At 64.4% G+C, this 19,681-nt stretch carries 17 protein-coding genes; 10 read left to right on the forward strand and 7 right to left on the reverse strand.

The window, feature by feature from the left end; translation table 11 throughout:
• Positions 1 to 548: 548 nt before the first annotated feature.
• Entirely contained in the window at positions 549 to 3,011 is a 2,463-nt protein-coding gene (locus IVA78_RS27205; protein WP_247280870.1) for an EAL domain-containing protein, read from the forward strand.
• On the opposite strand, the gene IVA78_RS27210 is transcribed toward IVA78_RS27205, so the two are convergent.
• From IVA78_RS27210 to thrS, 3 genes are all read right to left on the reverse strand, one after another.
• Complete coding sequence (locus IVA78_RS27210; RefSeq protein WP_247280871.1) at positions 2,997 to 4,265, reverse strand: serine hydrolase domain-containing protein; 1,269 nt, start codon at positions 4,263 to 4,265, stop codon at positions 2,997 to 2,999. The genes IVA78_RS27205 and IVA78_RS27210 overlap by 15 nt on opposite strands.
• 63 nt (positions 4,266 to 4,328) lie before the next feature.
• Positions 4,329 to 4,892 (reverse strand): nitroreductase, encoded by a 564-nt coding sequence (locus IVA78_RS27215; RefSeq protein WP_247280872.1) that lies wholly within the window; start codon positions 4,890 to 4,892, stop codon positions 4,329 to 4,331.
• Between the two features lie 93 nt (positions 4,893 to 4,985).
• Positions 4,986 to 7,028 (reverse strand): threonine--tRNA ligase, encoded by a 2,043-nt coding sequence (gene thrS / locus IVA78_RS27220; RefSeq protein ID WP_247280873.1) that lies wholly within the window; start codon positions 7,026 to 7,028, stop codon positions 4,986 to 4,988.
• 186 nt (positions 7,029 to 7,214) lie between these two features.
• Here thrS and IVA78_RS27225 point away from each other — a divergent pair, with 186 nt between their 5' ends.
• Positions 7,215 to 8,390, forward strand: a complete 1,176-nt coding sequence (locus IVA78_RS27225) for an MFS transporter (protein ID WP_247280874.1) — start codon at positions 7,215 to 7,217, stop codon at positions 8,388 to 8,390.
• A gap of 91 nt (positions 8,391 to 8,481) precedes the next feature.
• Entirely contained in the window at positions 8,482 to 8,859 is a 378-nt protein-coding gene (locus tag IVA78_RS27230; protein WP_091889385.1) for a hypothetical protein, read from the forward strand.
• 41 nt (positions 8,860 to 8,900) lie between these two features.
• Here IVA78_RS27230 and IVA78_RS27235 read toward each other — a convergent pair whose 3' ends face one another.
• Positions 8,901 to 10,220: an alpha/beta hydrolase gene (locus tag IVA78_RS27235; protein ID WP_247280875.1), complete on the reverse strand. Its 1,320-nt coding sequence runs from the start codon at positions 10,218 to 10,220 to the stop codon at positions 8,901 to 8,903.
• A gap of 321 nt (positions 10,221 to 10,541) precedes the next feature.
• Between IVA78_RS27235 and IVA78_RS27240 the strand changes: the two genes are divergently transcribed.
• Positions 10,542 to 11,915, forward strand: a complete 1,374-nt coding sequence (locus IVA78_RS27240) for an amino acid permease (protein WP_247280876.1) — start codon at positions 10,542 to 10,544, stop codon at positions 11,913 to 11,915.
• Positions 11,912 to 13,123: a hypothetical protein gene (locus tag IVA78_RS27245; protein WP_247418122.1), complete on the forward strand. Its 1,212-nt coding sequence runs from the start codon at positions 11,912 to 11,914 to the stop codon at positions 13,121 to 13,123. Before IVA78_RS27240 ends, IVA78_RS27245 begins: the two co-directional genes overlap by 4 nt.
• Here the strand turns inward: IVA78_RS27245 and IVA78_RS27250 are convergent, their stop codons facing one another.
• Both IVA78_RS27250 and yidD read right to left on the reverse strand, forming a co-directional pair.
• On the reverse strand, positions 13,124 to 13,333 hold the full coding sequence (locus IVA78_RS27250) for a hypothetical protein (protein ID WP_247280878.1): 210 nt from the start codon (positions 13,331 to 13,333) through the stop codon (positions 13,124 to 13,126). It lies immediately after the preceding gene.
• A gap of 83 nt (positions 13,334 to 13,416) precedes the next feature.
• Positions 13,417 to 13,755 carry a membrane protein insertion efficiency factor YidD gene (gene yidD / locus IVA78_RS27255; protein WP_247280879.1) on the reverse strand — a complete coding sequence of 113 codons (339 nt, stop codon included), beginning with the start codon at positions 13,753 to 13,755 and terminating at the stop codon, positions 13,417 to 13,419.
• A gap of 249 nt (positions 13,756 to 14,004) precedes the next feature.
• On the opposite strand from yidD, the gene IVA78_RS27260 reads away from it, so the two are divergent.
• Positions 14,005 to 14,916 carry a hypothetical protein gene (locus IVA78_RS27260; RefSeq protein WP_247468743.1) on the forward strand — a complete coding sequence of 304 codons (912 nt, stop codon included), beginning with the start codon at positions 14,005 to 14,007 and terminating at the stop codon, positions 14,914 to 14,916.
• Between the two features lie 150 nt (positions 14,917 to 15,066).
• On the opposite strand, the gene IVA78_RS27265 is transcribed toward IVA78_RS27260, so the two are convergent.
• A complete protein-coding gene (locus IVA78_RS27265; protein WP_247280880.1) occupies positions 15,067 to 15,522 on the reverse strand; it encodes an iron-sulfur cluster assembly scaffold protein in 456 nt (151 codons plus the stop codon).
• Positions 15,523 to 15,763: 241 nt separating this feature from the next.
• Between IVA78_RS27265 and folE the strand changes: the two genes are divergently transcribed.
• The 4 genes from folE (at position 15,764) to IVA78_RS27285 (ending at position 19,621) form a co-directional block, all read left to right on the forward strand.
• Positions 15,764 to 16,456, forward strand: coding sequence for a GTP cyclohydrolase I FolE (gene folE / locus IVA78_RS27270; protein ID WP_247280881.1), 693 nt, complete (start codon positions 15,764 to 15,766; stop codon positions 16,454 to 16,456).
• Positions 16,457 to 16,485: 29 nt separating this feature from the next.
• Positions 16,486 to 16,908: a phosphoribosyl-AMP cyclohydrolase gene (gene hisI, locus IVA78_RS27275; protein ID WP_247280882.1), complete on the forward strand. Its 423-nt coding sequence runs from the start codon at positions 16,486 to 16,488 to the stop codon at positions 16,906 to 16,908.
• Between the two features lie 187 nt (positions 16,909 to 17,095).
• A complete protein-coding gene (locus tag IVA78_RS27280) occupies positions 17,096 to 18,157 on the forward strand; it encodes a lytic transglycosylase domain-containing protein (RefSeq protein ID WP_247280957.1) in 1,062 nt (353 codons plus the stop codon).
• Between the two features lie 288 nt (positions 18,158 to 18,445).
• Positions 18,446 to 19,621: a DUF2336 domain-containing protein gene (locus IVA78_RS27285; protein ID WP_247280883.1), complete on the forward strand. Its 1,176-nt coding sequence runs from the start codon at positions 18,446 to 18,448 to the stop codon at positions 19,619 to 19,621.
• Positions 19,622 to 19,681 lie beyond the last annotated feature (60 nt).

Genomic DNA, 19,681 nt, shown 5'->3' on the forward strand with positions numbered 1-19,681 from the left:
TCACGGCCTTTGAGCGCGACCGGGCTCAGATCCAGCAACGGGCGGTTTTGCGAGAACCGCCCGTTTGCACATTCTGGCAGATTTCCCAGACACAAGAGCGCGACATAAGCCGTTCCAACCATCCGCGCAGGGAAGGCCGGGATGTCTCCGGTTGCCCTGTTGTCCGCTATGCATGAAGCACACGCAATCTGCTCTTGGCATGGCGGTCCATCGGAGCCAACCGGCTCCCGGTCTTCCCTGCGCCTTCTTTCATGAGAGGGCAAGGCATCGAGACAAAGCTCGGGCGAACAAGCCGCGAGGATGCGAAGATGTGTCTGCGATTGAGCTGGGCGTTAGAGGTCGCAATGCCGACGTTGATGCAGTTGCGCGACGCCGCGTCCACTTCAGCATGCGTAGAAGCGCAACCGTCATAGTCTCTAACGCCCACTAACCAACACCTGACTTAAAACTGTCATAATCACCGAACGGAACCTGCGCCTGTGCGCTCTTTACACGCCGTTAAGCGCACCTGCATTGGGATGCGCCCGCATAGTGCGTTGGGGACTGCCATGAGTGCCGCAAAGAAAGTGCCGGGAAAACCGGCCGCCGAAATGTTCGATGACATCCCGGTGCTTCAACGCAAATGGCGTGCCGCGTTGAAGCCGGGCGAACGGCTGCCGCGTTACGAGGACGTGATGCTCGGCAGCCTCGGACGACTCGCCGACCATATTGCGCTGCTGAAAGGTGACGGCGCGCTCGAACTGTCGCGCAGCGGACGTTACGTGCAGAAATGGCTCTGCGAGGAGCGCTGGGACATTCCCGTCGCGGAGCTGTCGCCCGACTGCGCCACAGCGCTGACGGAAGCGGCCGCGATCGCGCTCGCAACGGGGCGGCCGCATCACGCGAGCGCGCATTGCGTGCGCGACGGCATGGTCAGGACCTACGATCTACTGGCGCTGCCGACCGCCTCGCGCTGGAGCGCGACGCTGGTCGGCACCTACATCAACGAGCGCGGGACGCAATATAATCTCCTCGACGCAATTTTTTCCGCGACCGATGACGCGGTCGTCTCGCTGACGACGCTGCGCGACGCAAGCGGCAAGCCGTTCGATCTCCAGATCGTGCACCACAACAAGAGTGCGAGCGCGCTGCTGAAGGCCGCGACCGGAAGCCTGCTATGGCGGCGGGTCAGTGAGGCAGGCACGCTGCTGGCCGCGCCCGAGATTATGGACTTCCTGCTCAAGGCCGTCTCGGGCGGCCGCTGCGAGCAGCTCGAGATCGAGAGCGACGGACGACACCTGCGCCTCGGCACCACCGCCTTCGCCGACGTGGTCTCGTTGACGATCTCCGACGTCACCGCATTGAAGCGGCGCGACGCCTCGTTCCGCCTGCTGTTCGACAACAACCCGATGCCGATGTGGGTGTTCGACGCACAGACTAAGCAATTCCTTGGCGTCAATGACGCCGCGGTCCAGCATTACGGTTACAGTCGCGCCACCTTCCTGCGCATGAAGCTGCACGAGATCTGGCCCGAGGACGAGTGGAAGAGCCACGCCGAGGCGCTCGAGCGCGTCGGCGATGCCTATCATTCCTCGCGCAACTGGCGGCACTTACGCGCCGACGGCAGCGAGATCGAGGTGCTCACCTTCGGCCGGCGCGTCGCCTTCGACGATCGCGACGGCTATCTGGTCGCGGTGGTCGACATCACCGAACGGCGCAAGGCCGAGGCGCGGATCGCCCACATGGCCCATCACGACGGGCTCACGGACCTGCCGAACCGCGAATATTTCCAGGAGCGGCTGAAGCAGGCGCTCGACCAGGCCGGCGGAAAGCGGGTCGGCGTGCTCTACATCGATCTCGACCTGTTCAAGAACATCAACGATTCCTTCGGGCATCCGGCGGGCGACCGCCTGCTCAAGCAAGTTGCCGAACGCCTGACCAATGCGGTTCGCGGTGCCAATCTCGCGGCGAGGCTCGGTGGTGACGAGTTCGCCGTCATCCTGGCGGCCGACGTCTCGCCGAACGAGGCCAGCGCCTGCGCGACCCTGCTGATCGACATGTTGAAGGCGCCCTATGAGATCGATGGCCAGGAGATGGTGATCGGCGCCAGCATCGGGATCGCGCTGTCACCGGGGGATGGCATGACGTCCGAGGAATTGATGCGCAACGCCGACATGGCCCTGTACCGGGCGAAGTCCGACGGCGGCTGCGTGCACCATTTCTTCGAGCGCGAGATGGACCTTCAGGCGCAGAAGCGCCGCGACATGGAGCTCGACCTGCGCCGCGCCTTTGCCAATGGCGAGTTCGAGCTGCACTACCAGCCGTTGGTGTCGATCGCATCCGACCGCATCTCCGGCTTCGAGTCGCTGTTGCGCTGGCGGCACCCGGACAAGGGCATGATCTCGCCCGCCGAGTTCATTCCGGTCGCCGAGGACATCGGCCTGATCACCCAGCTTGGCGAATGGGTGTTGCGCGAGGCCTGCGCCGAAGCCGTCAAATGGCCTGGCGACGTCAAAGTCGCGGTCAATCTGTCGCCGGCGCAATTCCGCAGCCGCAATCTGGTTCAGGTCGTGATCTCCGCTCTGGCGCAGTCCGGCCTGTCGTCGAGGCGGCTCGAGCTCGAGATCACCGAGTCGATCTTCCTGGCGGAGACCGAATCCAACCTCGCCACGCTGCATCAATTGCGCGAGCTCGGCGTCGGCATCTCCATGGACGATTTCGGCACCGGCTATTCCAGCCTCAGCTATCTCCGCAGCTTCCCCTTCGACAAGATCAAGATCGACCGTTCCTTCATCAAGGATCTGGCGCAGCGGCCCGATTGCGGCGCGATCGTGCGCGCGATCTCCGGTCTTGGCCGCAGCCTCAACATCACCACCACGGCGGAAGGCGTCGAGACCGAGGATCAGCTCGACTGGCTGCGCGCCGAGGGCTGCAACGAGGTGCAGGGCTTCCTGTTCAGCGCAGCGCGGCCCGCCGCCGAGATCGCAAAGCTGCTCGCCGATTTCGGCCAGCGCGCCTCACGGGCGGCGTAGATCCGGAGGATAGCAATCGTAGACCAGTGCCTTGAAGGCGGGTGTGATGCGGCTGCGCTCGTTCTGGGTCTGCTGCATCATGAGGTAGGCCATGTCGAGCTTGGGATCGACGCCGAAATAGGTGCCGCTGCCACTGTCCCATTTCAACTCGCCGATCGAGCCCGGCGGCGGCGGTTTCGCGTTGCCGGGATCGGTGCGCACCGCAAGACCGTAGCCATAGCCGAAGCCGTCGCCCGGGAAATAGAAATAGTCGCGTCCGACGCCGGACCCTGGTCCGATGTGGTCGGTCGTCATGGCCTTGAACGCAGCCGGGCTCAGATAACGCTTGCCCTCGAACTGGCCGCCGTTGAGCAGCATCTGCGCGAAGCGCTGATAATCGGTGATGGTCGAGAGCAGCCCACCGCCGCCGGACTGCCATTCGGGATGGTCGAGGCGCTCGCGCTCGGCGGCGAGCAGGATGAAATCGTTCGGCAGCGGCCGCGCCATCCGCGCCAGCTCGTCCTCCGTCGCCAGCGCAAATTTGGTGCTGCTCATGCCGAGCGGATCGAAGATGCGTGCTTTCAGGAATTCGTACAGCGTCTGGCCCGAGATGATCTCGATGACGGCGCCGAGCACGTCGGTGGAATGACCGTAGCGCCACAACGTTCCCGGCTGCCGCGCCAGCGGCAGCTTCGCGATCCGATCGGCGAATTCCCTGTTGTTGAACTGACCTTCGAAGATATTGGCGGCCTTGTAGGCCTGCTCGACCCATTTGCCGCCAATATAATCGTAGCTGATGCCCGAGGTGTGCCGCAGCAGGTCCTCGATGTTGACGGGACGGACCGGCGGCACGAGATCGAGCTCCAGCTTGCCGTCGGGCTTGGTAATCTCGAGGCCCACCTTGGTATCGGCGAAGAGCGGGACGTATTTCGACACGGGGTCGGTGAGCGCGAGCTTGCCCTCATCGATCAGCATCATCGCGCCGAGGCATGTGATCGGCTTGGTCATCGAGTGGATGGCGAAGATCGTGTCCGGCGTCATGGCAAGGCCGGTCCGGACGTCGCGCACGCCGAACGTCTTGAAATAGACCGGCTTGCCGTGCTGCTGGACCAGGATGACGGCGCCCGGCAGCCGGCCGCTCGTTACCTCGTTGTTGAAATATGCGGTGATGCGATCGAGCCCGTCGGGCGACGGGGAAGGGATGTCGGCGGCGCGACCTCGCGCCATCGAGCCGGCGAGCACCGCGGCTCCGACCAGAAACTCACGCCGTCTCATCCGGGCTTCCTCCCTCGGCGGGATCAAAGCCGCAAGACGCCAAGGGCGTCAACAAGACATCGATTAAAAACGCGTCACGATCTCCGCAAGGAACGGTCGCGGACGGTCTTCGCTTGGCTTGGTCGGCGTGCCGATATGGACGAAGCCGGCGAGCTTTTCGTCCGGCTTGAGGCCGAGGCCGTCCAGCACGTCGCGATCGAAGGCGAACCAGCCGGTCAGCCAGCAGGCGCCGTAGCCGAGGGCGGTTGCGGCCGTGACGATGTTCATGGCGCTGGCGCCCGCCGACAATTCCTGCTCGAAGGCCGGCACCTTCGGATGCGGCTTGGTGAAGCTGACGACGCCGATCACCAGCGGCGCGTCGGTGAGGCGCTTGCGCTCGATCTCGATGTCGGCGGTGGGCGCGCCTGGATTCTTCCGGGCAAAGACTTTTGCGATCACCTCGCCGGCGCGCTGGCGGGCATCGCCCTCGAAAATGATGAAGCGCCAGGGCGCCAGCTTGCCATGATCAGGCACGCGCGCGCCGATGGTGAGGATGGTCTCGAGCTCGGCTGCGGAGGGGCCGGGCTCGGTCATTTCGCGCGGCTTCACCGAGCGGCGGGTCTTCAGGAGTTCGATGGCATCGGGCACTGCGATATCCTCTTCAGCTGGTCGGCGAACGTGCACACCCGAGATAGGCATGCACGCCCGCAACCGGAAGCGAATTTAGATCGATTTCAGGGATCAGAGGGCGCCACGCGCCCGCTGGACGTCCGGCGGCGTTGCCTCGTGGACCAGCGCGGCGATCGCCTCCTGCGTCGTCATCACCTTCTGGCCGTCGCTGCCGAGCCGGCGGACCGAGACCGAATGCGTCTCGGCTTCCTTCTTGCCGACCACGAGCAGCGCCGGGATCTTGGCCAGCGAGTGCTCGCGGACCTTGTAGTTGATCTTCTCGTTCCGCAGGTCGATCTCGACCCGAAGGCCTGCGCGCCGCGCCTGCTCAACGACCTGCTTGGCATATTCGTCGGCTTCCGAGGTGATGGTGGTGACCACCACTTGGACCGGCGAGAGCCAGAGCGGGAAGCTGCCGGCATAGTGCTCGATCAGGATGCCGATATAGCGTTCCATCGAGCCGCAAATCGCGCGGTGCACCATCACCGGCGGTTTCTTGCCGCCGTCATGGTCGATGTAGAACGCGCCGAACCGCTCGGGCAGGTTGAAGTCGACCTGGGTGGTGCCGCACTGCCAGTCGCGACCGATGGCGTCGCGCAGCACATATTCGAACTTCGGGCCGTAGAAGGCGCCTTCGCCCGGATTGATCTCGGTCTTGATGTGGTTGTTCTGCGACTGGATCTCGCGCAGCACCGTCGCCATCACACGCTCCGCGTGATCCCACATCGCGTCGGTGCCGACGCGTTTCTCCGGCCGGGTCGAGAGCTTCACGGTGAGATCGCCGGTGAAGCCGAAGTCGGCGTAGGTCGACAGGATCAGGTCGTTGATCTTCAGGCATTCCTCGGCGAGCTGATCCTCGGTGCAGAAGATGTGCGCATCGTCCTGGGTGAAGCCGCGCACGCGCATCAAGCCGTGCATGGCACCGGAGGGCTCATAGCGATGCACCACGCCGAACTCGGCAAGGCGCAAAGGCAGGTCGCGATAGCTTTTCAGGCCGTGCTTGAAGATCTGCACGTGACCGGGGCAGTTCATGGGCTTGAGCGCAAACCAGCGCTTATCCTCGGCCTCGTCGCCGGCCGACTGCGCCGCGAACATGTTCTCGCGATACCAGCCCCAATGGCCCGAGGTCTCCCACAGCACCTTGTCGAGGATCTGCGGCGCGTTGACCTCGCTGTAGTCGCCGGTCAGGCGTCGCCGCATATAGGCGATGAGCTGCTGGAAGATGGTCCAGCCCTTCGGGTGCCAGAACACGACGCCCGGACCTTCCTCCTGGAAATGGAAAAGGTCGAGCTCGCGTCCGAGCTTGCGATGGTCGCGCTTCTCGGCCTCCTCGATCTGCTTGAGGTAGGCGTCGAGGTCCTCCTGCTTGGCGAAAGCGGTGCCGTAGATGCGGGTCAGCATCGGGTTATTGCTGTCGCCGCGCCAATAGGCGCCGGCGACCTTCATCAGCTTGAAGGCATTGCCGACCTTGCCGGTCGAGGTCATGTGCGGGCCGCGGCAGAGATCGAACCAGTCGCCCTGGTAGTAGATCTTGATCGGCTCGTTGCCGGGAATGGCGTCGACCAGCTCGACCTTGAAGGCTTCGCCCTTGTCGCGGAACACCTGTTTGGTCTTTTCGCGATCCCACACCTCCTTGGTGAAAGGTTTGTCGCGCGCGATGATCTCGCGCATCTTCTTTTCGATCGCGGCAAAATCTTCCGGGGTGAACGGCTCGTTGCGGAAGAAGTCGTAGTAGAAACCGTTCTCGATCACCGGGCCGATCGTGACCTGGGTGCCCGGCCACAGCGATTGCACGGCTTCGGCCAGCACGTGCGCGCAGTCGTGGCGGATCAATTCGAGCGCGCGGGGATCATCGCGATGGACGAACTCGATCCGGGCGTCGGCCTCAATCGGGTCGTTGAGGTCGGCGAGCGTGCCGTCGAGTGCCATCGCCACAGTGCGCTTGGCCAGCGACGGCGAAATGCCCTTGGCGATATCGAGGCCGGTGATGCCCTTGTCGAACTGACGCTGGGCGCCGTCGGGGAAGATGAGGGTGACTCTGGGGGCGGGGGTCGCGGGCTTCAGATTGGAGAGGCTGTACTGGAAGCCGGACTCGGATTTGGGCTGGTCGGTCATTGCTTTACTCCTGAGGCTCACTCCTGCGAACGAGCGCAGGTAAGCGGGAACGAGCGATATATCAGCCGATTCGGCCTGCGCAATCCGGCAATTCCAAGAAAGTGGCGCGCAAAAGCCGGGACGGTGCACCAACTATTTCAGACCGTGCCCTTTAACAGACCGCAGCTCTGCTCTACATGCACTTGCATGGAAAGATCGCCTGCTGTCCGCCGCTTCGCGCCAACCGCTCTGATGCTCGGCAACATCGTCACCGGCTGCTCGGTGCTTGCGCCGGCGGGCATGCTGCCGGAATTGGCGACTGGGCTCGACGTCAGCATCCATGCGGCCGGGCTCCTGATCACCTTTGGCGCCATCACGCTGTGCATTGGTTCGCCGCTGACGGCCTGGCTCACCAGTCGCATCGAACGGCGGACGCTGCTCACGACGACGCTGGCCGTGCTTGCTCTCGGCAATCTTGCCTCGGCCTTTGCACCCGATTATGCGAGCCTCCTTGCAATCCGTCTGGTGATGCTCGCGATCGGCGCGCTCTATACGCCGCAGGCTGCCGGCACGGCGGCGCTGATCGTGCCGGTGGAGCGACGCGGCAGCACCATCGCCTACATCTTCCTCGGCTGGTCGCTCGCTGCCGCCGTCGGCCTGCCGCTGATCACCTTCATCGCCAGCCGCTATGGCTGGCGCGCCGCCTATGGCGAGATCGGCGCGCTCGGCTGCATCAGCTTCCTGTTGCTGCTGCTGCGCCTGCCGGCGGGCCTGAAGGGCGCGCCGGTGGACATCAAGACTTGGGCCGAGGTCGCCCGCAGCAGGGCCATCCTGCTCCTGCTCGCGATCACCATGCTGCAAATGTCCGGGCAGTTCGTGGTGTTCACCTTCATGGGCCCGCTGCTCAAGAAGCTCACCGGCGCCGGACCCGATGCCATCGGCATCGTGTTTGCCCTGTACGGGGTCTGCGGCTTCCTCGGCGTCGCCATCGCGACTCGCATCGTCGATACCTGGGGGCCTTATCGCACCTCGCTGCTGTTCACCTGCCTCCTGCTTGCGGGGGTCACGGGCTGGGCGCTCGGCGCCGGCACGCTTGTCTTGATGGCGGGCGCGGTCGCGGTCTGGGGCCTTGGCTTTGCCTCGACCAATTCGATGCAGCAGGTGCGGCTGGTCGCGGCCGCGCCATCACTGGCGTCGGCGACCGTCGCCCTCAACACGTCCGTCCTCTATATCGGTCAGGCGGTCGGCTCGGCCATCGGCGGATTACTGTTCGCCCGCGAGCTCCTGCACACGCTCGGCTTCGTCGCGGTCGGTTTCGTGGTGCTGGCGCTGCTGCTGGTGTTCCTGACCAGGCCCCGGCGAGCCGCCGCCGCAACAGCCTGAATCTCGCAGCTTCCTATGCGCAAGGTGCTTGGCAAACCGAGCATGAGGGCGCTAGAACGCCATGCATGGGGACCAAAGAGAGTTGACTGAAATGAGGATGATTCTGGCGGTTGCCGCGGTGCTCTATTCAGCCTCCGCATTTGCGCAAGCCGACAAGCCACCGATGGTGGGGGACAAGCCGCTGGTGCAGGTCAAGCCCAAAGGGACCAAAGAGGCTGCGGCCAAACCCGCTGCGGCGGCGAAGGGTAAGCCGCAATCGATCGCGGCGCGGCTCCAGGCCTGCCTCGAGATCGACGACGGCACCAAGGACCGCCTCAACTGCTACGACGCCGTGATCCCGCCGGCGCCGAAGCCGAAGCCGGCGAAGGCCAAGGGCTACGCAGACTGCCGTTTCTTCAAGGAAGAGGACGAGCGGCTGGCCTGCTTCAACGGCTTTGCCGAGAGCATTCCGAAGCTGCCGAAAACCTAAGCGAGAGACCGGGCCCCTCGGCGCCTTAGAGTCACGTCCGTTTAGCGGCTCGATGCGGGTGGATTGGTAGAGGCCACGCGCGTGAGCGCGGGCGTCGCCGACATCTTCACCAGCACGTCCTTGAGCGGATCCCGCGTCCAGGCCCTCGTCACGTAGTCGCGATGGGTGATGCCCTCGCCAGTCTCGACGAACACCACGCTGCCGGGCCGCAATGGCTCGTCCATGTCCTCGGAGACGCTGATGCCCTTCTGCCGCAGCAGGCTCATCAGCTCGCGGTCGCGCCGCGCGGTGTAGCGGGTGTAGGCGCTGACGAAGAAGCCGGAACGGTGGCTCTCGATCCAGGCCGCGAACTTGTCCATTTCGCCATAGACGGCGTCGAGCAGCACGACGCCGCGGACGCGGTCACTGATGCCGCCGACCTCCAGGCTCCAAGCCGTCGGCAGGAAGCCGCCGCTATAGCCGACGATCACGATCGGCATGTTGGCGAAGGCCCGCGCGCTGTTGGGATCGCCGGTCAGGCGGGCGAGGTGGTTGGCCGATTCCTCCATGAAGCGCTTGAAGCCGCCCGCCTGCCAGAATTTGCCGGCGCTGGAATCGGCGGCATCGACTGCCATCTGCGGCGCAAGCAGGACGGCATTGGCGCCGGAATCGGTGATCTGCTTCGGCACCAGCTGCCGGTCGCGCACATCGCGCTCGAGCGTGGCGCCATTGCCGTGGAAGAACACCACGATCACGCCCGGCTTGCGAACGTCGAAATGCTCTGGGACGTGCACCAGCACGCGGCTGTCGCTGTAGGTTTCGTCCTGCCAGTAGACGCGCCCCGAATAGCTGCGGTGGCCGCGGCGGTCACCCTTGGAGATGTTGAGGAAGGGTGCGTCGGAGGCGGGGTTGTTGCCGAAATAGGGAAAGGCCGACGACTTCATGCTGACGAGCGTCGTCAGGTCCTCACGGGGCGGGCGCTTGTAGGGGAGCTGCGGCTCGAGCGAAGCGACCTTGTAGGGCGCCTGCTCAGCCTGGGGCTGCTGCTGGACGGCGCGCTTGGGCGAGAAGTCCGACATCTGCCGTTGCAGCAAGCTCTCGCTCGCCGAGGGGAAACGCTCCTTGAACTGCGGGGCCGGAAAGCGATCTTCGAACGTGTCGCCGCTTGCCACCTGCGCATTTGTCTTTGCGACGACCTGCACGTTGGCCTGCGAGTTCGCCGCGAGCGCCGCCGGATTGGGGGCCTTGCCGCATTGAACCAGCGTCAGCGACAGCGGCACCAGGGCTAGAATCAAGCCGACCCGGAGCACACGACCGCGCGCGCCGGACGTCGTCCGATCGGCACGCGCGTTCGCTCTCAGTTTCGGAACGGCCCCGACCATCCACCCATGACCCCAAGTCACGTCCATCGGCAATTTCAAATCAATTCAGCCGACTGGCGTTTAGGTGACGTTAAGCGTCCAGAGAAATTTCCCCACATCCGGAACCGTCAAAGGGACCATACAATCGTGTCGTGATTGTGGGGAAGGGAAAAGGGATTCTCGGGGGTGGTGCAGCTTTATCGCCCAAGACCGTGCGTGAAAGGTGTCAACATACCCGTCACGCCTGCCTCATTTAACCCTTGTTAACCCTGCTTGAATTGACTGGATCAATCTGCACGATGCCTCCCGATGAGGCGTGACGCCTGAGGCTTGAGAACCCCGATGACGGCATCAGATGCGGGTACCGCGCCCTGGACTGGCCGGCTGACCGAAAGCGGGTCGGGGGTCTCTGTTCTGGTCGCAACCGCCATCGTCATTGCCGACATGATTGGGGTCGGCGTCTTCACCAGCCTCGGCTTCCAGGTCAAGGACATCCCGTCCGGCTTCTCGATCCTGCTGCTCTGGACGGTCGGCGGCATCGTCGCGCTGTGCGGGGTGTTCTCCTACAGCGAGTTGGGCGCGATGTTTCCGCGCTCGAGCGGGGAGTACAATTTCCTCGGCCGCGCCTATCATCCCGCCTTCGGCTTTCTCGCCGGCTGGGTCTCGGCCACGGTGGGGTTTGCGGCGCCAGTCGCGCTCGCCGCGATGGCGTTCGGCGAATATGCCAAATCGGTCGCGGACGATCTGCCTCCGATCCCGCTCGCCATCGGCGTGGTGTGGCTGGTCTCGCTCGTGCAACTGACCGGCGTCAGGCACTCCTCGACGTTCCAATTGATCTCGACGATTTTGAAGGTCGTGCTGATCGTCGCCTTCCTGGTGGCCGGCTTCGTCATCGGCGTGCCGCAGCAGATCGCCTTCACGCCGCAGCCGGGCGATCTCGCCCACATCGTCAGCGCGCCCTTCGCGATCGGGCTCGTCTTCGTGATGTACTCGTTCTCGGGCTGGAATGCCGCGACCTACATCATAGGCGAGATGACCACGCCGCAGCGGAGCCTGCCGCGCGCATTGCTTGTGGGCACGCTGATCGTGCTCGTCCTCTATGTCGCGCTGAACGCGGTGTTCCTCTACTCGACGCCGGTCAGTGCGCTGGCGGGCCAGCTCGACGTTGCCAGCGTCGCCGGCAGCGCCATCTTCGGCGGCCTCGGCGGCCGGATCGTCGGCGCGATGATCTGTGCTGGTCTGATCTCCTCGATCAGCGCGATGATGTGGATCGGCCCGCGGGTGATGATGACGATGGGCGAGGACATTCCGGCGCTGCGCGTGTTCTCGCAGCGATCGGCGAACGGTGCGCCGGCCTATGCCATCCTGTTTCAGCTCGCCGTCGCGACCCTGCTGCTGTTCACGCGCAGCTTCGAGGCGGTGCTCGACTTCATCCAGTTCGCGCTGCTGTTCTGCTCGTTCTTCACCGTCGCCGGCGTCATCAAGCTCCGCATCACCGATCCCGATTTGCCGCGGCCCTATCGCGCCTGGGGATACCCGTTCACGCCGCTCGTTTTCCTGCTCGTGACCGCGTTCATGATGTACTACCTCTTGATCGAGCGGCCGGTGCAGTCGCTGTCGGGGATGCTCGTCATGCTCTCGGGTCTGTTGATTTATGTCGTCTTCCGCAGGCGGCCGGTGGCCGCTGCCGCTTCACCACATCGCGAATCGACATGATCCGACCCCTGAGAATTGCGGCCGTCGCTCTTGCCTTGCTGGCTGCGGCTGTCTCGTCCGCACGCGCCGCCGACGTCACCTTCGACGACACTGCGCGCTTCCTTGCGGGCATGCAGCCGTCGGCGGACTCGCCGCTGGTGCCGCTCACGAAGGATCCAGGCTGGCAGCGTCATGCAAAATTCTTTGACAGCGCCTTCGCCCAGCTCGAGCAGCGGCAGCTCTCGAAGATCCGCAATTGGGCCGACGTCAATCTCGCCGCGCCGCGGCCAACCATGTTCTACATGTTCAGCGGCCCGGACTTCCTCTACGCCAATGCCTTCTATGCCAACGCCAGCACCTACGTGCTTGGCGCGCTGGAGCCGGTGGGAGCGGTGCCCGAGCTGACGCGGCTGCCGCGTAGTTCGATCGGCGCTGCGCTCTACAACGTCGAGCGCTCGCTCGGCTCGATCCTGAGCTTTTCCTTCTTCATTACCAAGCAGATGAAGGTCGACCTGCACGCCAATCAGGTCAACGGTACGCTGCCGATCCTCTATGTTTTCCTCGCGCGCTCCGGCAAGACCATCCGCAATGTCGAGATGATCGCGCTCGACAACAAGGGCGGGGTTCACACGGCCGGCGACAATCCGGGACCCAACGCGACGCATGGCGTCCGCATCACCTTCGCCGGCAGCGACGGGGAAGCGCGCACGCTGTATTATTTCTCTACTGATCTTTCCAATTCCGGTGCGCGCGCGGCCGGCTTCCTGAAATTCTGCGAGACGCTGGGCCCCGGCAACAGCCTGCTCAAGAGCGCGTCCTATCTGCTGCATTCCGGCAATTTTACCCTCGTGCGCGACTGGCTCCTCGCCAACAGCGCCACCATCATCCAGGACGATTCCGGCATTCCGCTCGCGAACTACAATGCACGGCAATGGCGGTTCTTTCCGTTCGGCCGCTATCTCGGTCCGATCGATGAATTCGCAAGCCGCTACCAGGAGCGCTATGCCGAATTGTTCACGCGCGCCCAGCCGATCGATTTCGGCGTGGGCTATCGCTGGCGGACGCACGAATCGAACTTGCTGCTGTCGGTGAAGGTGCCGGGCAGCGAGATCGCGCCGGCGGAGACCACCTCGTCCGCCGAGCCGTCGTCAAAGCCGCCGCGACCGAAGCGGCTACGCCCGCCGGAGTCGATCCCGCCGCAGTCCGGACGTTTCTTCTGGTTCCGCTAGCTACCAGTGCACATTCTGGCTCGGCACGATGAACGCCGTCGTGCTTGGCGGCGTGGCGAAGCTCGTCGCCAGATACCAGCCGGAGCCGAGCACGAACACCAGTAGGGCGACGATCGCGAGCAGATCGATGATTCTGGGATCGTGATGGCCTCTCCGACCAGAATTGAGACCAGGTCCGGAGGGAAAATGACGGCTGATTTTCCAGCGCATTGTTGTTTCCTCCCGATGGGAGCATCACATCAACGCGAGGCGAGAGTTCCGGTTCCGACCGCGACGGCACAGCACCGCAGCACTCAGGATGCGTTGACCCCGCGCCAGCGGCCGTAGCGCCAGGGCACATACCAGCGCGCGCCTTGCGGTGCGGTGAGCGGTACGTTGTCGATGCCCGAGGTGCCGAAGGGATTGCAGCGCAATAGGCGCGCGAGTGTCATCCAGCCGCCGGCCCAGAGTCCGAACCGTTCGATCGCTTCGTCGCCGTAGACGGAGCAGGTCGGCAGGTGCCGGCAATTGTAACCAACCAGAGGCGACAACGTGTGCCGATAGAGCCAGATCAGCGCGCGGCCGAATCGGCGCGGGAGCCGGAGCGCGCCCGCGACCGGGCTGGAACAGTGCTCGCAGGCTGAATGCTTCATGTGCGCTTTGCTGTCAGGTTAAGCGAAGTATTGCTCAGTTCCGCAGCAGGGAACTGTAAGCTGTTGTTTGCGCGCCATATTTTGCCTGCTTTCTGGGAGCAGTGCAGCAAGTATCTGTGGACGATCTGTATTCGCCCGGATACCATTTTTATGACGCCCGTGTGTAGAAACATACGCCTGTATGATGGACTCAGAGGGCGCTACCGGGGATTGTTGGGGGACCTTTTAGGGCTTGGGGAAGGAACCAGATTGAGACTTCTGAACTCCCTTAATCTTCGCGGCTGGTTGCTGGTGGGAACCGCCGTGTGTGGAGTCGCGCTGGCTGGCGCCGTCGCGACCCTTGGAACGTCAGCTCGAGCCGGTGCTGCGCTCGAAGAGCGCAAGCTGCCGATGAAGTTCAGCTGGGTGGCCTGCGAGCCGAACTGCCGCGGCTGGGTCAGCGCGGTCGGAATCATCACCGCCGATACGCCGAAGGCTTTTGAGGAGTTTTCTCGCGGGCGCCAGCTGGGCGGCGCCACGGTGGTGCTCGACTCCAGCGGCGGCTCGGTCAACGACGCGATCACGCTCGGCCGGCGCTTCCGCAACCTCGGATTTCTGACCACGGTCGGAATCAGCGTTCAGAACCGCGGCGGGCAAGGCGCCCGTCCGGCGGTCGCGCCGGGGGCCTATTGCGAATCGATGTGCGTGTTCCTGCTGCTCGCCGGCAAGAAGCGCTATGTGCCGGAAGCTGCCCATGTCCGGGTCCACCAGATCTGGATGGGCGACCGCGCTGACGATGCCAAGGCTGCGAGCTACAGCGCCCAGGACCTGATGATCGTGGAGCGCGACATCGGCCGGCTGGCCAAATACACGTTCGACATGGGGGGTGCCGGCGATCTGCTGTCGCTCGCACTCAGCGTGCCGCCGTGGGAAGATTTGCATGAGCTCGACGCCGGAGAGCTTAAGCTCACCAATCTCGTGACCACCGACCTCGTGGCCGACGTGTTGCCGCATGTGGACATCTCCGCACCGGCGATGGCGGAGCTTACATCGAAGACGCAGGCCAGGTACGGCGCGGAACCGGAGCAGCCGCAGCAATCTGCCAAATCAACCAAGACCGCGGAAGCCCTGGTGCCGACGGCCGGCGGCGTGGCGACACCAGCGGCGGCGGCGCAGAAGTAAACGATATGCTTTGATGGGTCATTCCGTGGCGCGCGACAGCGCCAGCCCGGAAGATCGGCAATCTCTGGATCCGGGTTCGATGCGGAGCATGTCGTCGACCCGGCCAATACGCCGGGTCCGGTGGCATCGCCCCGGAACGACGGAGAGCACTCAGCCCTGAGCCGCCGCCGGCTGCTTCGCCTTGGCCTCGATCTGGCCGATAGCATCGACCACCGCATCGAAGGTGAGAAGGGTCGAGGCATGCCGCGCCTTGTAGTCGCGGACCGGCTCGAGGAACTTGATCTCTTCCCATTTTCCTTCAGGAGGCGCACCGTTCTCCTTCAGCATCTTGCGAACGGTTTCGCGCAACTCACGGAGTTCGCTCGCAGTCGACCCCACGATCCGACTTGCCATGATGGACGAAGAGGCCTGTCCCAAGGCGCAGGCCTTCACGTCATGGGCGAAGTCGGTGACGGTGTTCCCGTTCATCTTGAGGTCGACCTTCACGGTCGAGCCGCACAGCTTGGAGTGGGCAGTGGCCGAGGCATCGGGGTCCGACAGCCGCCCGAGCCGCGGAATATTCCCGGCCAGTTCGATGATCCGCTTGTTGTAGATGTCGTTCAGCATGTGATGGAGTCCAGCACTTCCGCACCCGATCGGCCTTGGCGGGCGGCGTCCAGGGTCCTATATAGGGTCGGAACTCGCGGAAAAACAGTCCAGCGGCCCACCGGCGGTGATCCAGAATGGTGCGGCCGGCGTGGCGACGAGCGGACCTTTTTCGCCGAGACTGTTCTGTTCAGGCGTCCGGCGGCTTGCCGCCCCGTCTGCCGGTGACACTCCGGCCGTAAGGCCGTCGAACGGAGTCGATATGGACGCTGCAATCAAATCCATCCGCCCCAACAAGCCCTCGGACCGCCAGCCCGAGAGCCGCCCGGCCGAGCTTGATCCCGCTGAATTTCTCGCGGCCGCCGTCCGCGCCGACCAGCCGCGCCCTGCGCGCGCCGAGGCGGAAGCAGCGGTGAAGACGCTGCTCGCCTATATCGGCGAGGATACCGAGCGCGAAGGCCTGCTCGACACGCCGCGCCGCGTGGTCGAGGCCTTCGACGAGCTCTATCAGGGCTACCATCAATGCCCGGCCGAGGTCCTGGACCGCACCTTCGGCGAGACGGCGGGCTATGACGATTTCGTCCTGGTGCGGGATATCGAGTTCACCTCGCAATGCGAGCATCACATGATGCCGTTCTACGGCAAGGCGCACATCGCCTATACGCCGGTGGAGCGCGTCGTCGGCCTATCCAAGCTCGCGCGCCTGACCGATATCTTCGCCCGCCGGCTCCAGACCCAGGAACATCTGACGGCGCAGATCGCGGCCGCCATCGACGAGGTCCTCAAGCCGCGCGGCGTGGCCGTGCTGATCGAGGCCGAGCATACCTGCATGTCGGTGCGCGGTGTCGCCAAGCATGGCGCTTCCACCTTCACCAGCCGCTTCACCGGCATGTTCCGGGACAATCCGGCGGAACAGGCCCGTTTCCTGTCCCTTGTGCGAGGCCTGCAGCGCTGACCTCGCCAACGTTTTAAGCGAGGACGCTCGTGTCCGCCCACTCTCACGAAGTCGAGGAAGGTCTCGCCTTCCTGCCGAAATTCGACGCCGCGGGCCTTGTGACGTGCGTGGCAACCGACGTCGTCAATGGCGACGTCCTCATGGTCGCGCACATGAATGACGAGGCGCTGCGCAAGACGATCGCGACCGGCGAAGCCTGGTACTTCAGCCGCTCGCGCAACGCCTTGTGGCGAAAAGGTGAGACATCGGGTCAGACCCAGCGCGTGGTCGAGATACGCACCGATTGCGACCAGGACGCGGTCTGGATCCGCGTCGAGCAGATCGGCGCGGCCTGCCATACCGGGCGACGTTCGTGCTTCTACCGCAAGGTCGAGGCCGAGGGCGGCGGCGCTAGGCTCGTCTTCGTTGATGCCGAGCGGCTGTTCGATCCGGGCGACATCTACAAGAAGTAGCCATCCGTCATTCTGGGGCATGTGAAGCACGAGCCCGGAATCGATCGTGCGATATCATGTGCGGTGGAATGGATTCTGGGGCTCGCAGCTTCGGTGCGCCCCCGAACGACTCGGTTCGGCAGGGCGAGAGCCAAATTTACCCCGCATTAACCATACCTGTTCCACGGTGAGACGACTGGGCGCCGAATTGCCGGCGCCGCTCAATGCCGCGCGGGGCGGGCACTTCATCATGTCGGTCGACAAGTTCAGTGCGACGCAGACGGCCGGTCTCGATCCGTCGCGGGCGCGCGTCGCCGGCGCGATCAAGCAGGCCTCCAATATCTCCGGCGTCGGCTTCCAGTACATGTTGACCACCGCCAAGATGGAATCGGATTTCAATCCGACGGCCGGTGCCACCACCTCGTCCGCGCACGGGCTCTATCAGTTCATCGATCAGACCTGGCTTGGCACAGTGAAGGAGGCGGGCACTCAGCTCGGCTATGGCAGCTATGCCGACGCCATTACGAAGACCGCGTCGGGCAGCTACATCGTCGATGATCCGATGATCAAGCGGTCGATCATGAAGCTGCGCGACGATCCCGAGGCCGCGTCCAGCATGGCGGCGGCGCTGACGCAGTCGAACAGTTTCAAGCTCACCGGCCTGCTCGGGCGCAGGCCGAGCGACAGCGAACTCTACATGGCGCATTTCATGGGTGTCGGCGGCGCCGCGAAACTGATCGCCAATGCCGAGGACAATCCGCAAGCCGTCGGCGCGCGGCTCTTTCCGAACGCGGCCGCCGCCAACCGCTCGATCTTCTACGCCAATGACGGCCGGGCGCGCAGCGTCTCCGAAGTCTACTCGGTGCTGGACGCGCGCTATGCCAGCGCGGCGAATTCCAAGATCACCCGCAGTGCGATGGCGATGTATGGCGGCACGCCCTCGACTACGCAGGTGGCGGGCGCCAACGGCGTACAGCCGACAGCGCCGGTGATCGACAACGCCGCTTATCTCCAAACCTTCCCCAATACCCGCGCCGTGACGCCCGTCAGTGCGACGTCACCTACGACGCTCGCGGACAATGCGCCGACCACGCCGGCGTTTCGTTCGATCTATCAGCCTGGCGACGCCACGCAGCCGGTCTCGACCGCTGTGCAGAAATTGTGGGGCAACAACGCCACGCTCACCTCGGTGGCCTCAGCAACGCCGGACATGCGTCCGCCGCAGCCGCTCGATCTCTTCAGCGATCGCAGCGGCACGTTCTCGAGCTAGCATCTGCTCTCGTGCCCGGACGCTCTGCAGCGTACAACGCTTGCGGCGCTGAGCTGGGACCCAGGCGCAGCAAATCCTTCCGAACAAATAGGCCCGGCTTAGCGGCGCAGCGCTCGCGCGCCGCACCGTGTGCGGGATACAAGAAAAGCGCGGCTTTGTTCCCTTAACAAAACGTCAATAAAACCAGCCAGTTATGGTGAACGCTTTGTTAAGCGTCGTGGTTTATTTTGTGTTGCAGGTGACAAGCCGTCACTATTTTTCGTTTTCGTTGCGTAGGCCGGAAGCACCATGATTGTTCGGCAGTTCATCAATTGGATCAGGACGGCGTCCGCGGGCGAGCGGGCCGAGGCGACGCGGGCGTTGGCCCGGGCCTGGCTGATTTCAGACCTTTCTCATGATGACCGCGTCGCCGCCGAAGGCGCGCTTTTGATGTTGCTCGACGATCCCTCGCCGCTGGTGCGGCGGGCGATGGCCGAGGCCTTTGCGCGCAGCACCGAGGCGCCGGCTGCAATCGTGCGGGCGCTGTCGGCGGATCAGCCGACGGTTGCGCTGCCCGTGCTCGAACATTCTCCGCTGCTGATCGATGCCGATCTCGTCGACATCGTCGCCACCGGCAATGACGAGGTGCAGTGCGCGGTCGCCCGCCGTATCGCGCTGCCGGTCTCGGTCTGCGCCGCCATCGCCGAGGTCGGCTGCGCGGCGGCCGCGCTGGAGCTGATCGAAAATCCCCATGCCGAGCTCGCGCCGTTCTCGTGGAATCGTATCGTCGAGCGCCACGGCCACCTCGCCGCGATCCGCGAAGCGATGCTGGTGCTGGAGGATCTGCCGGCCGCAACGCGCGCGGCGCTGGTGGCCAAGCTTTCCGAGACCCTTGCGCAATTCGTCGTGGCCCGAAACTGGCTGAGTGCCGATCGTGCCGAACGCATCACGATCGAGGCGCGCGACCGCTCCACCATCAACATCGCGGCGCGCTCGCGCGGTGGGGACATGCAGGGCCTGGTGCGGCACCTGCGCATCACCGGCCAGCTCACGGCGGGTCTGATTTTGCGCGCGCTGCTGTCGAGCAATCTCGACCTGTTCGACGCGGCGCTCGCCGAACTCGCCGATCTGCCGCTGGCGCGCGTCTCGGCGCTGCTGCACGAGCGCGGCGGCAACACCCTGCACGCGTTGCTCCGCCGCGCCGGGCTGCCCGAGGCGACATTTGCGGCATTCCAAGTCGCGCTCGACGCCTGCCACGAGCAGGGTTTTGTCGACACCGATGACCGCGCGGTACGGCTGCGCCGTCGCATGGTGGAGCGCGTGCTCACCCATTGTGAGACCGACCGCGGCGCTACCGAACCGTTGATGGTCCTGCTCCGCCGCTTCGCCACCGAGTCCGCGCGCGAAGAGGCGCGGCTGTTCTGCGACGAGCTCGTCGCCGAGGACGCGGTCGATCCGCTCTATGACGATCTGATCGCGGCGTAGCAGGTCCTGCGAATTCCGTCACTGCGAGCGCAGCGAAGCAATCCAGAGTCTCACCGCGGA

It is taken from the genome of Bradyrhizobium sp. 137, from assembly GCF_023074095.1.
Classification (GTDB): Bacteria; Pseudomonadota; Alphaproteobacteria; order Rhizobiales; family Xanthobacteraceae; genus Bradyrhizobium.

Coding starts and splice junctions, on each gene's coding strand:
- IVA78_RS27205 (WP_247280870.1), top strand. CDS start 549: ATGAGTGCCGCAAAGAAAGTGCCGGGAAAACCGGCCGCCGAAATGTTC.
- IVA78_RS27210 (WP_247280871.1), bottom strand. CDS start 4,265: ATGAGACGGCGTGAGTTTCTGGTCGGAGCCGCGGTGCTCGCCGGCTCG.
- thrS (WP_247280873.1), bottom strand. CDS start 7,028: ATGACCGACCAGCCCAAATCCGAGTCCGGCTTCCAGTACAGCCTCTCC.
- IVA78_RS27225 (WP_247280874.1), top strand. CDS start 7,215: ATGGAAAGATCGCCTGCTGTCCGCCGCTTCGCGCCAACCGCTCTGATG.
- IVA78_RS27230 (WP_091889385.1), top strand. CDS start 8,482: ATGAGGATGATTCTGGCGGTTGCCGCGGTGCTCTATTCAGCCTCCGCA.
- IVA78_RS27235 (WP_247280875.1), bottom strand. CDS start 10,220: ATGGTCGGGGCCGTTCCGAAACTGAGAGCGAACGCGCGTGCCGATCGG.
- IVA78_RS27240 (WP_247280876.1), top strand. CDS start 10,542: ATGACGGCATCAGATGCGGGTACCGCGCCCTGGACTGGCCGGCTGACC.
- IVA78_RS27245 (WP_247418122.1), top strand. CDS start 11,912: ATGATCCGACCCCTGAGAATTGCGGCCGTCGCTCTTGCCTTGCTGGCT.
- IVA78_RS27250 (WP_247280878.1), bottom strand. CDS start 13,333: ATGCGCTGGAAAATCAGCCGTCATTTTCCCTCCGGACCTGGTCTCAAT.
- yidD (WP_247280879.1), bottom strand. CDS start 13,755: ATGAAGCATTCAGCCTGCGAGCACTGTTCCAGCCCGGTCGCGGGCGCG.
- IVA78_RS27265 (WP_247280880.1), bottom strand. CDS start 15,522: ATGCTGAACGACATCTACAACAAGCGGATCATCGAACTGGCCGGGAAT.
- folE (WP_247280881.1), top strand. CDS start 15,764: ATGGACGCTGCAATCAAATCCATCCGCCCCAACAAGCCCTCGGACCGC.
- IVA78_RS27285 (WP_247280883.1), top strand. CDS start 18,446: ATGATTGTTCGGCAGTTCATCAATTGGATCAGGACGGCGTCCGCGGGC.